Source organism: Neorhizobium galegae, assembly GCF_021391675.1.
In the GTDB taxonomy this organism is placed as follows: domain Bacteria; phylum Pseudomonadota; class Alphaproteobacteria; order Rhizobiales; family Rhizobiaceae; genus Neorhizobium; species Neorhizobium galegae_B.
Genome location: NZ_CP090095.1, coordinates 46,796 through 62,500 on the forward strand (window position 1 = coordinate 46,796; position 15,705 = coordinate 62,500).

Here is a 15,705-nt window from a genome sequence, read left to right on the forward strand (position 1 = left end):
CGGAAATGCTCTGAAAACCAATGCCCGCAGGACGGGCCAACAGGTGGCTTATGACAACCATTATTACTGTTCGGAAAGGCGGCAAGGTCATCATGGCCGGCGACGGCCAGGTGAGCCTCGGCCAGACGGTGATGAAGGGCAATGCCCGCAAGGTGCGCCGCATCGGCAAGGGCGAGGTGATCGCCGGTTTTGCTGGCGCGACGGCTGATGCGTTCACGCTGCTCGACCGGCTTGAAAAGAAGCTCGAACAATATCCGGGCCAGCTGATGCGCGCCGCCGTCGAGCTCGCCAAGGACTGGCGCACGGACAAGTACCTGCGCAATCTCGAAGCGATGATGCTGGTCGCCGACAAGTCGACGACGCTGGCGATCACCGGCAATGGCGACGTGCTCGAACCGGAGCACGGAACGATCGCGATCGGCTCCGGCGGCAACTATGCCTATGCCGCCGCCCGCGCGATGATGGATACGGACAAGTCGGCCGAGGAGATCGCCCGCAAGGCGCTCGATATCGCCGCCGATATCTGCGTCTATACCAACCACAACCTGGTCATCGAAACGCTGGACGCCGATGGCTGAAGGCGCGCCCCGCTACTCGTTTCGTGATGTCACCCGTGAGGATTTTTCTCTCTTGGCGACGTGGCTCGCCGAGCCGCATATCGCGAAATGGTGGGGTAAGGTCGACGAGGAACTGGCGAGCATCGAATATTCGATGACGAGCGTCGAGACCCGGCCGATGATCGCGGAACTGGACGGCAGGCCGATCGCCTATCTCCAGTACTACGATCCGCATCTCGAAGAGGATCATCCCTATCAGGATCAGCCGAAGGGCACGCTTGGCATCGACATCTCGATCGGCAATGCTGAGCTTGTCGGCATCGGCCATGGCAGCGCGACTATCCGCCAGCTGACCTCTGAACTTTTCGAGAACGGCGCGAAAAGGATCGTCATCGATCCGGATCCGGAAAATGCCCAGGCGATCCGCGCCTATGAAAAGGCCGGCTTCCGCTACGTCGACAGCAGGACATCCATTTACGGTCCGGCCCATTTCATGGCGCTGGACGCACCAGAAGAAACGGATTTGACATGAGTAACTTTTCACCCCGGGAAATCGTCTCTGAGCTGGATCGGCACATCATCGGCCAGCACGACGCCAAGCGCGCGGTGGCGATTGCGCTCCGCAATCGCTGGCGCCGCCACCAGCTCGACGAGAGCCTGCGCGACGAAGTGATGCCGAAGAACATCCTGATGATCGGCCCGACCGGCGTCGGCAAGACGGAGATATCGCGTCGCCTGGCGAAGCTCGCCGGCGCGCCCTTCATCAAGGTCGAGGCCACCAAGTTCACCGAAGTCGGTTATGTCGGCCGCGATGTCGAGCAGATCATCCGCGATCTTGTCGAAATCGGCATCGGCCTCGTGCGCGACAAGATGCGCGCCGACGTACAGGCCAAGGCCCATATGAGCGCCGAGGAACGCGTGCTCGATGCCCTGGTGGGCTCCACTGCCTCGCCGGCTACCCGAGACAGCTTCCGCAAGAAGCTGCGCGACGGCGAGATGGATGACAAGGAAATCGACATCGAAGTGGCCGACAGTGGCTCCGGCATGCCCGGTTTCGAGATTCCCGGCATGCCAGGCGCCAATATCGGCGTGCTGAACCTGTCGGAAATGTTCGGCAAGGCGATGGGCGGCCGCACCAAGAAGGTCCGCACCACCGTCAAGAAATCCTATGGCGAGCTGATCCGCGACGAATCCGACAAGCTGATCGACAACGAGGTCATTCAGCGCGAGGCTGTCCGCTCGGTCGAAAACGACGGCATCGTCTTCCTCGACGAGATCGACAAGATCGCCGCCCGCGACGGCGGAATGGGCGCCGGTGTGTCCCGCGAAGGCGTGCAGCGCGACCTGCTGCCGCTGGTCGAAGGCACCACGGTGTCGACCAAATACGGGCCGGTGAAGACCGATCACATCCTCTTCATCGCTTCGGGCGCCTTCCACGTCTCCAAGCCCTCCGACCTTCTGCCGGAGCTTCAGGGTCGCCTGCCGATCCGCGTCGAATTGAGGCCGCTCACCAAGGAAGACTTCCGCCGCATCCTGACGGAAACCGAGGCGAGCCTTATCCGCCAGTACAAGGCGCTGATGGAAACGGAAGAGCTGACGCTCGACTTCACTGAGGATGCGATCGACGCTCTGGCGGATGTCGCCGTGCACCTCAACTCCTCGGTCGAGAATATCGGCGCCCGCCGGCTGCAGACCGTGATGGAACGGGTGCTCGACGAAATCTCGTTCAATGCCCCGGATCAGGGTGGCACCGCCGTCACGATCGATGCGGAATACGTCAAGAAGCATGTCGGCGATCTTGCCGCCGACACCGATCTGTCGCGCTACATTCTCTGAGTGCGCAATCGTGGCAGCCGGGCAACGTCCGGCTGCTCATTTCCGAGCACTGACGGGATTTTGATCGCCCCCGTCTCGACACGGTCCTTGCGCCTCGCGTAAGGGAAGCGCGTTTTCATGGAAATGTCCGGCGCTTGAGTGAGTCGGTCTGGAATGGCTTTAAGCATCCGGTGCCGGAGATCGGCATAGTCGAAGTCCTGGGACACGCAAATCTTGAAACGCATCCTTCTGGCCCTGATCCTTGTCGTCGCAACGTCCGCGGCCTCTTCCGCGTTCGCAGGCGGCCTCACCATGGTTCCCGAAGGAAATCGCCACGCGGAACAGCCGAAGGTTCCGGGTGCCTCGGTACGCCGGACTCGCGCCGGCCGCACGACCTTCGATGACAAATACGAGAAAATCCGCGACCTGCTGGCTTCCGACAAGAAGCTGATCGGCAAGATCAAGTCGACGGCCGCCGATTACGGCATCGATCCGATCCACATGATCGGCGCGATCGTCGGCGAGCACACCTACAATGTCGATGCCTATGACCGGCTGCAGACCTATTACGTCAAGGCGGCCGCCTATGCCGGCAACAGTTTCCGTTTCGGCTACGGCGACGAGAGCATCCAGCAGTTCCTCGACCGGCCGGAATTCGGGAAATGCGATGATTTCGCCGATTCCTACAAGCTCTGGTCCTGCCGCGAAGGCGTCTGGGAAAAGAGCTTTCGCGGCCGTTCGGTCGGGGGCACCTCGTTTCCCGACAATCGGTTCAGCGCGGTCTTCTTCCAGCCCTTCTATGCTGGTCAGACTTTCGGCCTCGGCCAGGTCAACCCGCTGACGGCGCTGATGCTCTCGGACATGGTTTCCAGGAATTCCGGTTACCCGAAGCTCGACGAGAACAAGGCCGCCGCGGTCTATGATGCGATCATGGACCCGGACAAGTCGCTCGCCTATATGGCAGCCAGCATCCGCCGCTCGATCGACGACTACAAGACGATCGCCGGCATGGATATTTCCCGCAACCCCGGCATCACCGCGACACTCTACAATACCGGCGGTTCGGCGCAGCGCGCCGCCGCCTTGGCTGCCCGCGGCGGCCTGCCGGAGGAAAATTATTACGGCTGGCTGGTCAACGACAAGCTCGCCGAGTTGAAATCCCTCCTCTGACGGCTGATATACCCTCCATAGGAAACCCCTGAGGAGGGCTGTCCATGGACATCCGCCCCGAACCCTTCGTTCCGCCGGCACCTCCGCATCGAGATCGGTTGCTGAACCCGATCGAGGTCATCTGGACTGCGCTGCGCAATCCGCTGGAACTTTGGGGCAAGGTTTCCTACACGCTGCCCTGGTTCGAGACGAAGTTCTTCAAGGAACGGACGCTGATCGTCAATCATCCCGGGCTTATCCGGCACATTCTGGTGGACAATGTCAGCAATTACGTCATGTCGGAGATCCGCCAGCTCGTCCTTCGCCCGATCCTCCGGGACGGCCTGCTGACGGCGGAAGGCGAGGTCTGGAAACGCTGCCGCAAGGCAATGGCGCCGGTTTTCACGCCAAGGCATTCCCGCGGTTTTGCCGGCCAGATGCTGAGCCAGACCGAGGAGTTCTCAAGGAAATATGCCGAGGCCGGCGCCGAGGGCTCGGTCCGTGATATTTCCGTGGACATGACCGAACTGACCTATGCCATCCTCGCCGAAACCCTGTTTTCCGGGGAGATCGCCGGGAACAAGGAGACCGTTGCCGACGATGTCGACCAGCTTCTGCATCGCATGGGCCGGATTGACCCGATGGACATGCTGCGCGCCCCGCCCTGGGTGCCGCGCGTAACGCGCATCGGCGGCAGGCGGATCCTCGACAAGTTCCGGCGCGTGGTTGCCGAAACCATGCTTATGCGGCAGGAGCGGATGCGCAAACATCCGAGCGATGTGCCGCAGGATTTCCTGACGCTGCTGCTGCAGCTTGCCGGTCCCGACGGACTGACCATGGGCGAGATCGAGGACAATATCCTCACCTTCATCGGCGCGGGGCACGAGACCACGGCCCGGGCGCTTGCCTGGACGCTCTATTGCGTCGCGGAATCGCCGTCGGTACGGCAGAACATGGAAGAGGAGATCGACCGCGTTCTGGCGACCGGCGCCGATCCGGTCGAATGGCTGGAACTGATGCCCTGGGTGCGCGCGGCGTTCGAGGAGGCATTGCGGCTCTATCCGCCGGCACCCTCGATCAATCGCGAAGCGATCAGCGACGACAACTGGACGAGCCCGGAAGGCAAGACGGTCAGGATCGACGCCGGCGTGACCGTGCTGGTCATGCCCTGGACGCTGCACCGCCACGAACTTTATTGGGAAAAGCCGCGGGCCTTCATGCCCGAGCGTTTTCTGCCCGAGAACCGCGGCAAGCTGAACCGGTTCCAGTATCTGCCTTTCGGCGCGGGCCCGCGCACCTGCATCGGCGCCACCTTCGCCCTGCAGGAGGCGGTAATCGCGCTCGCGGTGCTGATGGGTCGCTATCGTTTCGACGTTACGCCTGAGACCAAGGTCTGGCCGGTCCAGAAGTTGACCACCCAGCCGCGAGATGGTCTGCTGATGCGGGTCAGTCCGCGACATCGGAGGTCTCCGCTGGTGAATTGATCTTGGCGGCCTATGCGCTATTGATCCATAGACTGATCTTCAGGATTCTCGCGTGGCCTCATCCATTCTTCCCGGCCCTCTCCTTCTCGGAATCGATACCGGCGGCACCTATACGGATGCGGTGCTGTTCCGCGAGGGCGAAGGCGTTGTTGCCAAGGCGAAATCGCTGACGACCCGGCACGATCTGGCGGTCGGCATTGCCGGCGCCGTCGATGCGGTGCTGGAGAAAAGTGCCGCTTCCGCCTCGGCAATCGGCCTCGTTTCGCTGTCGACCACGCTTGCCACCAATGCGCTGGTCGAAGGGCAGGGCGGTCGTGCGGCCCTGATCATGGTCGGCTTCACCTCGGAGGATCTCACCCGTGGCGGGCTTGCCGAGGCGCTGGGAAGCGATCCGGTGATCTTCCTGCCCGGAGGCCATGACGTGCACGGCAACGAGACGCTGCTCGACATGGCGGCTCTGGAAACGGCCATGCCGGCGCTTGGCGGAACGGTTTCGTCCTTTGCGGTCGCCGGTTATTTCGCCGTCCGGAATCCGGCTCACGAAATCCGGGTGAGGGACCGTATTCGCGCGCTTTCGCATCTGCCCGCCACCTGCAGCCACGAACTGTCGTCGAAACTCGGCGGTCCTCGCCGTGCGTTGACCACGCTGCTCAATGCCCGGCTGGTGTCGATCATCGACCGGCTGGTCGGTTCCTGCGAGGGCTTTCTGACCGCCCGTGGCATAACGGCGCCGATGATGGTGGTGCGCGGCGATGGCGCGCTGATCTCCGCTGCCGAGGCGCGGCTGCGGCCAATCGAAACCATCCTTTCCGGCCCCGCCGCAAGCCTTGTCGGGGCGCATTTTCTGACTGGGCTCGATCAGGCGGTGGTTTCCGACATCGGCGGCACCACCACGGATGTCGCGGTTCTCGATGGCGGGCGGCCGAAGCTGGCGGAAGAGGGCGCGGTGGTCGGCGGCCATCGCACGATGGTGGAGGCGGTGGCGCTGCGCACCTATGGGCTTGGCGGCGATTCCGAGGTTCATATCGACGACCGCGGCCTCGAAGCGCGGCTCACGCTCGGTCCGCGCCGGCTTCTGCCGCTCAGCCTCGCCGCCATGGCGCATGGCGAGATCATCCTGTCGACGCTGGAAAAACAGCTGCGCGCCAGCCATGCCGGCCGGCACGACGGCCGCTTTGCGGTGCGAACCGGCGTGCCGGATGTGATGGCCCAGGGCCTGCAGCCGCCGGAACAGGCGCTTTTTGCCCGCATCGGCAACGTGCCGGTTTCGCTCAACGATCTGCTGACGATGAATTCGCAGAAGGCAATCCTCGACCGGCTGGTTGCGAGAGGGCTGGTGCATCTCTCCGGCATCACCCCTTCCGATGCGCTGCATGTACTCGGCCGCCAGGGCCAATGGCACGGAGAGGCTGCAAGGCTAGGGCTGGAACTTGCCGCCCGGCGCAAGGACGGCGCGGGGCGCGGGATCGCCGCGTCCTCGGAAGACTTGGCTGAGAAGATCGTGAGCCGGCTGACGCGCCAGTCGTCCGAAGCGGTGCTCGCAGCCTGCCTCGCCGAAGATGGCGCCGGAGCCATCGATCCCGCGGTTTCGCTTGCCGTCGACCGAGCGCTGAAACGCGTTCCCGGCATTGCCCGGTTCTCCGTTTCGCTGGATCGGTCGCTGATCGGGCTCGGGGCTTCAGCACCCGTCTATTATCCGGCGGTCGCGGATATGCTCGGCGCGCAGTCGATCATTCCTGCCGATGCCGATGTTGCAAACGCCGTCGGGGCTGTGGTCGGCCAGGTCCGTGCCAGCGTCACCATTGTCGTCACTTCCCCGGAAGAGGGCCGATTTATAGTGTCCGGAGCGGGCGAGCGGATTGCGGTCATCGGTGAAACGGCAGCGCTGACCGCCGCGCGCGAGCACGCAATCGCCGCCGCGCAGACGCAGGCGAATGCGGATGGCGCCAGGGATGCGGTGGTAACAATTTCGGAAGAACTGGATGCGCCGGAAATCGAGGGGTCGCGAAAATTCGTCGAGGCACGGATTACTGCGGTTGCAGTCGGCAGGCCGAGGATAGCCGTTTTCCAAGCGGTTTAGCCCGCTCACGTTGCTCGGCGCCTAGGGCGGATTGCCCTTTAAGCGCCCTTTAAAAGGGCGTAAGTGAGCCGGTATTTATTCCAGCTGGGAACAAATCGCAGTGATCACCAATCTCGCCGATCTGGAAATCTTCGTCAAAGTCGCAGCCAGCGGAAATATGTCGGCGGCGGCGAAGAGCCTTGGCATTTCCCCGGCGGTGGTCTCGAAGCGCATCAAGCGGCTGGAGGAGCAACTGGGGACGCGCCTCCTGCAGCGCACCACCCGCCAGATCGGAATGACCGATGCCGGCAAGGGTTTTTACGATCGGATCGCCAATATCCTGACCGGGATCGAGGATGCCGAGCAATTCGTTTCGGGCCGATCGACCGAGATCGCCGGCAATCTGCGCATCTCCGCGCCGACCTCGTTCGGTCGGATGCACATCGCGCCGCATCTTCCGACATTCATGCAGGCGAACCCACATCTGTCGATCGACCTGATGCTGTCAGATGAGTTCACGGATATCATCGCCCAGGGTTTCGACGTGGCAATCCGCATCTCCGAGCTGAAGGATTCCAGCCTTGTCGCCCGCAAACTCGTCCAGGTCCGGCGCATCCTCTGCGCCTCGCCCTCCTATGTCGAACGCCACGGCGCTCCGACGAGTATCGAGGAACTGGCGAACCATCACTGCCTGACGGCCCACAATGGCGAACCCTGGAGGCTGGAAGGCCCCAAAGGCCCGCTGATCTATCGGCCAGCCGGGATGCTGAACACCAATTCGAGCGAAGTCATCCGCGAAGCGGTGATCGCCGGTCTCGGCATCGCGCTAAGATCCACCTGGGATATCGGCAACGAGCTCAAGGATGGGCGGCTGGTGATGGTGATGCCCGGATATGAGGGCTCGAAGAATATCTCGGTCTCGGCGGTCTATCCGAGCCGGCAGCATCTCCCTTCCAAGGTCCGCGCCTTCATCGAATATCTTGCCGACCTTTATGGGCCGATCCCGTATTGGGAACGGCATTCCCCGGAGGCAAGCCGGAAATAGCTGCTATCGTTCGCGATTATTTCCGATATGGCATAAGTCATTCAATATTTGTGCAATTGCAATTTCCCTCGCTACCAAAGAGACTTGCGCGCGACTGGAAAATTCGGAGGAACCGATGGCCCGTATCGAAAAAAATGGTCTCGCAATCGACGAGAAGCTCCACGACTTCCTGGTGAAGGAAGCGCTGCCGGCGACCGGTGTCGATGCCGAACGGTTTTTCTCCGAGTTCTCGAAGATCGTCCACGACCTGGCGCCGAAGAACCGCGAGCTTCTCGCCAAGCGGGACGCCTTCCAGGTAAAACTCGACGACTGGTACCGCAAGAACGGAGCACCCAGCGATCTGGCTGTTTACGAAACCTTCCTGCGCGACATCGGTTACCTGCTGCCGGAAGGGCCGGATTTCACGGTTTCGACCGACAGGGTCGATCCGGAAATCGCCGAGATCGCCGGCCCACAGCTCGTCGTCCCGGTCATGAATGCCCGTTATGCGCTGAACGCCGCCAATGCCCGTTGGGGTTCGCTTTACAATGCGCTTTATGGCACCGACGCCATTGCCGAAACCGACGGCGCTGAAAAGGGCAAGGCCTACAATCCGGTCCGCGGCGCCAAGGTCATCGCCTGGGCGCGTGACTTCCTTGATCAGTCCGTGCCGCTTTCCGGCGCAAGCTGGACCGAGGTGACCTCGTTTGTGGTCACCGGCGGCAAGTTGACGGCCGCAGCTCAGGACGGCAAGACCGTCAATCTCGCGGATCCGGCTCAGTTTGCCGGCTATCTCGGCGAGCCCGCCGGGCCGACCCATCTGCTGCTGACGAAGAACGGCCTGCATATCGAAATCCTCATCGATGCCACGACGGCGATCGGCAAGGACGATCCAGCCAAGATTTCGGATGTCTGGCTGGAATCGGCGATCACTGCGATCATGGACTGCGAAGACTCGATCGCCGCCGTCGATGCCGAGGACAAGGTCGTCGTCTACCGCAACTGGCTCGGCCTGATGAACGGCGACCTCCAGGAAGAGGTGAGCAAGGGCGGCAAGTCCTTCATCCGCAAGCTCAACTCCGACACAACGTTCAAGGCCCCTCCCGGCGGCGATGTGACGGTCAAGCGCCGCTCGCTGATGCTGATCCGCAATGTCGGTCACCTGATGACCAATCCGGCGGTGCTGGACAGTGACGGCAGGGAAGTGCCGGAAGGCATCATGGATGCGATGGTGACGGCGCTGATCGCCATCCACGATATCGGCCCGAACGGCCGCCGCCAGAATTCCCGCGCCGGTTCCATGTATGTGGTGAAGCCGAAGATGCACGGGCCGGAAGAGGTCGCCTTCGCCTGCGAGATTTTTACCCGCGTTGAACAGGCGCTCGGCATTCCAGCCAATTCCATGAAAATGGGCATCATGGATGAGGAGCGCCGCACCACGATCAACCTCAAGGCCTGCATCCGCGAGGCGCGAGAACGTGTCGTGTTCATCAATACCGGCTTCCTCGACCGCACCGGCGACGAGATCCATACATCCATGGAAGCGGGCCCGATGATCCGCAAGGGCGACATGAAGCAGGCCGCCTGGATCGCGGCCTACGAGAACTGGAACGTCGATATCGGCCTCGAATGCGGCCTGTCCGGCCACGCGCAGATCGGCAAGGGCATGTGGGCCATGCCCGACATGATGGCGGCTATGCTGGAACAGAAGATCGCTCATCCGAGGGCCGGCGCCAATACCGCCTGGGTCCCGTCGCCCACGGCGGCCACGCTGCACGCCACCCACTATCACAAGATCGACGTTGCCGCCGTCCAGGCCGGCCTCAAGAACCGGACCCGCGCCAAACTGTCGGATATCCTCTCCGTGCCGGTCGCTGTGCGGCCGAACTGGACCCTGGAGGAAATCCAGCGCGAACTCGACAACAACGCACAAGGCATTCTCGGCTACGTCGTCCGCTGGATCGACCAGGGCGTCGGCTGCTCCAAGGTGCCGGACATCAACAATGTCGGCCTGATGGAAGACCGCGCGACGCTGCGCATCTCCGCCCAGCACATGGCGAACTGGCTTTACCACAAGCTCACCAGCGAAGAGCAGATCGTCGAGACGATGAAGCGCATGGCCGGCGTCGTCGATGGCCAGAACGCAGGCGACCCGCTCTATATACCGATGGCCAGGGATTTCGACAGTTCCGTCGCCTTCCAGGCAGCGCTCGATTTGGTGCTCAAGGGTCGCGAACAGCCGAACGGTTATACCGAACCGGTCCTGCATCGCCGCCGTCTGGAGCTGAAAGCCAAGCTCGCCGGCTGACCGGCGAGCAGAGGATCAGGCAAAGAAAAAGGCCGCCGGAGACATCTCTCGGCGGCCTTTTCGTATTCTCGTCGAATTTCGCGATTACTGGATCACGACGACCTTGGTTTCGCGGCCCGGACGGACGCGGCTGTAGAGGTCGATGACGTCCTGGTTGATCAGGCGGATGCAGCCCGACGAAGCCGCGGTGCCAATCGAATTCCATTCCGGCGTGCCGTGCAGACGGAAGAGCGTATCCTGGCCCTTTTCGTTGAACAGGTACATGGCGCGTGCGCCGAGCGGGTTGCTGAGGCCGGGTCCCATGCCGTCTTCGACGTATTTGGCAACGTCCGGGCGGCGGCCGGCCATTTCCTTCGGCGGGTGCCAGGTCGGCCATTCCTGCTTCCAGGCGACATAGGCCGTGCCGGACCAGGCAAAACCCTGCTTGCCAACGCCGATGCCGTAGCGCATCGCCTTGCCGTTCGGCATGATGTAGTAGAGATGGCGTTCACGCGTGTTGACGACGATCGTGCCAGGCTTTTCGCTGGTCTGATAGCTGACGATCTGGCGGACATACTGCTTGTCCACCTTGTTGATCGGGATTGCCGGAAGGGTATAGCCGGCATCCCTCACCGATCCGTAGGAGTCGGTGAAGATCTGATCGGTGTAGGTGATGGTGGCCACCTGGGTGCCGCCGCCGGGAACCGTGGAGGCGCAACCGGCCAAGGCAGCGGTTGCCAACAAGCCGAGTGCGAGCATGCTAGTGCGAAAGCGCATGGAGATCTCTTGGATAAACGAATCGATTTAGACGGGCCTCTGGCCCATCTTTGATGACGGGTTATTTTCGATTAAACTACGCTTGGCAAGCGCTGCAGCGCATCAAAACAGAGCCTGCGCATGATTGAATAAAGCCATGGCGTTTTTGCAACATCATGGAGGGGTTTTTCGGGATTCTATGACTATACTCAACCTTGCCAGTAATAATCCATTAATAGATGGTCGCCAGTCGGCTCGCGCCATGCTGGTGCGCAAGGGCGTCCAGGTTCTGCTCCACGACATGCGGCATGCGATATTGCCGGAACTCGTGCTGTCGAGCGGAAGGCGCGCCGACCTGGTGACCATTTCGGAAAAGGGCGAGATCTGGATCGTCGAGATCAAGACGTCGATCGAGGACTTTCGCATCGACCGCAAGTGGCCGGAATACCGTTATTTTTGCGACCGGCTGTTTTTCGCGACGCACAAGGATGTGCCTCTCGATATCTTCCCGGAGGATTGTGGCCTTTTCCTCTCGGACGGTTATGGCGGGCATCTGCTGCGTGACGCACCGGAGCACAGACTGCCACCCGCCACCCGCAAGGCTATGACGCTGAACTTCTCTCGCGCCGCCGCCCAGCGCCTGATGTTGGCAGAATGGGCGACCGGCAAGTCATTCGACGATGCCGGGAGCGATGGCGGCTGATTATTTGGGCGCGCGCTTGGCGAGGATGCGCTGCAGCGTGCGGCGATGCATGTTGAGCCGGCGTGCCGTTTCGGAGACGTTACGCTCGCACATCTCGTAGACCCGCTGGATATGTTCCCAGCGCACGCGATCCGCAGACATCGGGTTTTCCGGCACGTCTGCCCGCTCGCCCGGCCGCTGTGTCAACGCGCCAAAAATGTCGTCCGCATCGGCGGGCTTGGCGAGATAGTCGAGCGCACCGAGCTTTACGGCCGTCACAGCCGTTGCGATATTGCCATAGCCGGTCAGCACGATCACCTTGGTGTCCTCGCGGCTCTGGCGGATCGCTTCGATCACATCCAGTCCGTTGCCGTCGCCGAGGCGCAAATCCACCACGGCATATTTCGGCGGCCGCGCCTTCGTCTTGGCGATGCCTTCCGCGACGGACTCCGCCGTATCGACGAGGAAGCCGCGAGTTTCCATCGCGCGCGCCAGCCGTCGCAGGAACGGGCCGTCATCATCGACGATCAGCAGCGAAGGGTCAGGCCCGAGTTCGGGGTCGGCATGAACCTTGGTCGGTTCCAGGTGTGTTTCCATCTCTTTCTTCTCCGCGGGTTTTCAACGGCCCCGCTTGCCTTTTCATGATGATCGGCCGGCCGGCCGGATTATTTCAAGCCCTGCGCGTCCATCACCGAGCGCGGCCATTCGATATGAATGCGGGCACCCGGTTCGCCGCTGTCGCGGTTGCCGAAGCGGATCGTGGCGCCGGACCTTTCGAGCAGCGTCTTGGCGATGAAGAGGCCGAGGCCAAGCCCACCCGCCCGTTCGTCTTCCCGGGGTCTCTTTGTCATATAGGGTTCGCCGATCCGCGAAAGAATATCCGGCGCATAACCTTGGCCATCATCCTCGATGGTGATCGCCACCCGATCGGCATTGTGCTCGACCGTGACGATCACCTTGCTCCGGGCGTAGTCGACGGCATTTTCGATCAGGTTGCCGAGCCCGTATATGATGGCGGCATTGCGGTTGCCGACCGGCTCGTTGCCCCGCTCGTTCTTCTCCACAAGCTCGATCTCGATGCCGAATTGCCGATGCGGCGCTACCACCTCCTCGACCAGAGAGGAAAGAGGCAGTCGACGCATATGTTCCTCGCTTTCGGCGGAAAGAGAGGTGAGCCGGCGAAGAATGTCGCGGCAGCGCTCGCTCTGGCTTCTGAGAAGAAGAACGTCCTCGCGGAACCGGTCGTCGGGCCCGAGCTCGCGTTCCATCTCCTTGGCGACGACGCTGATGGTTGCGAGCGGCGTGCCGAGCTCATGGGCGGCCGCGGCCGCCAGTCCGTCGAGCTGCGAAAGATGCTTTTCCCGCTCCAGGACCAGTTCGGTCGCCGCCAGCGCATCGGCAAGCAGCGTCGCCTCATGGCTGACGCGGTAGGCATAGAAGGCCGCGAACATCATCATCGAGGCTATCGAACACCAGACCCCGAGCTGCATGACCGGCTGGATCCGGAGCGGCTCGCCCTCATACCAGGGCACCGGATAGGGCGAAAATGCGAGCACGGTGGTGCAGACCAGTGCAAAGACGATCAGGACCAGCGAATGGCGTAGCGGCTGCGATGCAAATGCGATGATCACCGGCACGCAGATCAGCGGTGCAAAAGGGTTGGCAAGCCCGCCGGTGATGAACAGCAGCGCCGCCATCTGCAACAGGTCGAAACCAAGCAGCGCCAGCGCCGATTTCGGGCCGAGCCGGTGGGTCGGCGGAAACCAGGCCGACAGCGTGAGATTGGCGATCGCGAGCGCGCCGACCAGAATGGCGGCCTCCTGCAGAGGCAGCGGAAACTGCAGCAGCAGCCCGACGATGACCACGGTGATCGTCTGGCCGGCGACCGCCAGCCAGCGCAGCCGCACCAGCGTCTGAAGCCGGATCCGCCGGCTCGAAGGGCCGAATTGCGCAAAACGCACTGAAGGACTATCTACGCTCACCGTCTGCTCTTTACCTTGCCTTATACAAGTGACTTGCGGCCGCCTTCATAAACCGGCTCGACTTCAGGTCGCAGGCGGCATTCTGTCACGTCCCTCGCGGTTTGGCACGTGTCGTCGGCGTAGCCTCGGCCGGCTCTTCCGGCCAGGGATGTTTGGGATAACGGCCGCGCATTTCGGCCCGCACATCCTTCCAGGAACCGGCCCAGAAGCCGGGCAGGTCCCGCGTCGTCTGGATCGGCCGATGCGCCGGCGAGTTGAGCTCGAGCAGCAGCGGCAGTTTCCCGCCGGCAATCGCCGGATGTTTCTTCAGCCCGAACAGTTCCTGCACCCGGATCGCCAGGACCGGTTCCTCGCCGTCGTAACGGATCGGATGCCGCTCGCCCGTCGGTGCTTCGAAATGCGTCGGCGCCAGCTTGTTGAGATCCTGCGAGACGCCATGCGGAATGAGCGAGCGCAGCCCTTCCGAAAGGCTGCCGGGATTGATGGTATCGATGCCCGATGCATTGCCCTGGAACGGCACGAACCAGTCGTCGAGCCGGGCGAGCAGAGCATCGTCGCTCATATCCGGCCAGGGCTCGCCAATCGACCGGTTTAGGAAGCCGATCCGGTCGCGCAACTGCGCGCCTTCCTTGGAGAATGGCAGAACCTGAAGCCCCAGCTCCCGCACGCCGTCCGCAAGCGCCTGTGCGGCCCGTTCGCCACTCGGCCGGGGCATCGGTCTTTCCTCGAAGATGATGGCGCCGAGCCGAGTCACCTTGCGGGCGCGCACCTGCCGGCTCGCCCGGTCGAAGAAACACTCCTCGCTCTCGCGGATTGCGCCGGAAAGCTCGGCCTCCACATCCGTCCGGCTGATCTCCGCCGCAGCCAGGATGCGCGCCTGCGCCGCCCGGCCGGTCAGGTCGGCGATGACGAGCATCTGCGATGCCGCCAGCCGCTCCGTTTCCTGCAGTTCCGCGCCGCGCCCGTTCGCCATCACGAAACGCCCGCGCCCGCCGCGCTGCAGGGCGATCCGGTCGGGATAGGCATGCAGGAGAAGCCGGCCGGCCAGAACCGTTTCAGTCGACTGCGATCTCTTCGGCAGGTTCGAAACGATCCGGTCCGCCAGTTTGCGCGCCGCATCGGCCCTCTCGCCGCGTTCGTTGCGGAACCGGCGCAGCCGCTCGTCGAGGTCGATGTCGCTGCCGCCAAGCCCCTGTTCGGTCAGGAGCACCGCAAGCAGACCTGCCTGCCTGCCGAAACCTTCTTCGGCGGCCGAGATCGCCATGGCCGAAAGCCGCGGCGGGAGCGCCAGTTCCCGCATCAGCCGGCCCTTTTCCGTCAGCCCGCCCTGAGGGTCGAGCGCGCCGAGTTGGTTGAGCAGCACCTTTGCCTCATTGAAGGCCGGCCCGGGAGGCGGATCGAGAAAGGCAAGCGCCTTCGGGTCCTGAACGCCCCAATGGGCAAGATCGAGTACCAGGCCGGAAAGATCGCTCGCCAGGATCTGCGGCGGGGTGAAAGCCTGCAGCGCCGCCGTCTGGCCGGGATGCCAGAGGCGCATCGCAATGCCCGGCTCGGTACGTCCGGCGCGGCCCGCCCGCTGGTCGGCCGAGGCGCGGGAAACCCGCACCGTCTCCAGCCGGGTAATCCCGGTCGAGGGTTCGAACACCGGCAGACGCTGCAGCCCGCTGTCGATGACGATCCTCACTCCATCTATAGTAATCGAGGTTTCGGCGATCGACGTGGCCAGCACGATCTTGCGCTGCCCGGCGGGCGGCGGGCGGATCGCCAGATCCTGCTGCTTCTGGGAAAGATTGCCGTAAAGCGGCACCACTACGGTCTCCGGCCCGAACCGGCCCGCTAGCCGCTCGGCAGTGCGCAGGATTTCCGCCTGGCCCGGAAGGAAAGCCAGGATGGAACCCGTGTCATTGGAA

13 protein-coding genes (1 of these 13 running past the window's edge) are annotated in these 15,705 nt (G+C 62.8%); 9 read left to right on the forward strand and 4 right to left on the reverse strand.

Annotation, left to right across the window (positions count from 1 at the left end; all coding sequences use genetic code 11):
- Positions 1-50 precede the first annotated feature (50 nt).
- From hslV to LZK81_RS00260, 8 genes are all read left to right on the forward strand, one after another.
- Complete coding sequence (gene hslV, locus LZK81_RS00225; protein WP_007751667.1) at positions 51-578, forward strand: ATP-dependent protease subunit HslV; 528 nt, start codon at positions 51-53, stop codon at positions 576-578.
- Entirely contained in the window at positions 571-1,089 is a 519-nt protein-coding gene (locus LZK81_RS00230; RefSeq protein ID WP_233954820.1) for a GNAT family N-acetyltransferase, read from the forward strand. The genes hslV and LZK81_RS00230 overlap by 8 nt, the downstream gene beginning before the upstream one ends.
- On the forward strand, positions 1,086-2,393 hold the full coding sequence (gene hslU / locus LZK81_RS00235; protein WP_046607953.1) for an ATP-dependent protease ATPase subunit HslU: 1,308 nt from the start codon (positions 1,086-1,088) through the stop codon (positions 2,391-2,393). The genes LZK81_RS00230 and hslU overlap by 4 nt, the downstream gene beginning before the upstream one ends.
- 213 nt (positions 2,394-2,606) lie before the next feature.
- Positions 2,607-3,542, forward strand: coding sequence for a DUF1402 family protein (locus LZK81_RS00240; RefSeq protein WP_233954821.1), 936 nt, complete (start codon positions 2,607-2,609; stop codon positions 3,540-3,542).
- A 44-nt stretch (positions 3,543-3,586) separates the two neighbouring features.
- Positions 3,587-5,005 carry a cytochrome P450 gene (locus LZK81_RS00245; RefSeq protein WP_233954822.1) on the forward strand — a complete coding sequence of 473 codons (1,419 nt, stop codon included), beginning with the start codon at positions 3,587-3,589 and terminating at the stop codon, positions 5,003-5,005.
- 52 nt (positions 5,006-5,057) lie between these two features.
- Positions 5,058-7,085, forward strand: coding sequence for a hydantoinase/oxoprolinase family protein (locus LZK81_RS00250; RefSeq protein WP_233954823.1), 2,028 nt, complete (start codon positions 5,058-5,060; stop codon positions 7,083-7,085).
- Positions 7,086-7,188: 103 nt separating this feature from the next.
- Positions 7,189-8,109, forward strand: coding sequence for a LysR family transcriptional regulator (locus tag LZK81_RS00255; protein WP_233956677.1), 921 nt, complete (start codon positions 7,189-7,191; stop codon positions 8,107-8,109).
- A gap of 115 nt (positions 8,110-8,224) precedes the next feature.
- Complete coding sequence (locus LZK81_RS00260) at positions 8,225-10,396, forward strand: malate synthase G (RefSeq protein WP_233954825.1); 2,172 nt, start codon at positions 8,225-8,227, stop codon at positions 10,394-10,396.
- Positions 10,397-10,480: 84 nt separating this feature from the next.
- Here LZK81_RS00260 and LZK81_RS00265 read toward each other — a convergent pair whose 3' ends face one another.
- Positions 10,481-11,152 (reverse strand): L,D-transpeptidase, encoded by a 672-nt coding sequence (locus LZK81_RS00265; protein WP_046607958.1) that lies wholly within the window; start codon positions 11,150-11,152, stop codon positions 10,481-10,483.
- A gap of 178 nt (positions 11,153-11,330) precedes the next feature.
- Here LZK81_RS00265 and LZK81_RS00270 point away from each other — a divergent pair, with 178 nt between their 5' ends.
- Positions 11,331-11,834, forward strand: a complete 504-nt coding sequence (locus LZK81_RS00270) for an MmcB family DNA repair protein (protein WP_046628688.1) — start codon at positions 11,331-11,333, stop codon at positions 11,832-11,834.
- Here the strand turns inward: LZK81_RS00270 and LZK81_RS00275 are convergent, their stop codons facing one another.
- The 3 genes from LZK81_RS00275 to hrpB all read right to left on the reverse strand — a co-directional run.
- Complete coding sequence (locus LZK81_RS00275; RefSeq protein WP_046611910.1) at positions 11,835-12,410, reverse strand: ActR/PrrA/RegA family redox response regulator transcription factor; 576 nt, start codon at positions 12,408-12,410, stop codon at positions 11,835-11,837.
- A 68-nt stretch (positions 12,411-12,478) separates the two neighbouring features.
- Complete coding sequence (locus LZK81_RS00280) at positions 12,479-13,795, reverse strand: ActS/PrrB/RegB family redox-sensitive histidine kinase (protein WP_046611911.1); 1,317 nt, start codon at positions 13,793-13,795, stop codon at positions 12,479-12,481.
- A gap of 85 nt (positions 13,796-13,880) precedes the next feature.
- Positions 13,881-15,705 carry the 3' portion of an ATP-dependent helicase HrpB gene (hrpB, locus tag LZK81_RS00285; RefSeq protein WP_233954826.1) on the reverse strand. 662 nt of this gene lie beyond the right edge of the window, so only the last 1,825 of its 2,487 coding nucleotides appear in the window; its start codon lies off the right edge, out of view — the gene reads right to left on this strand; the stop codon is at positions 13,881-13,883.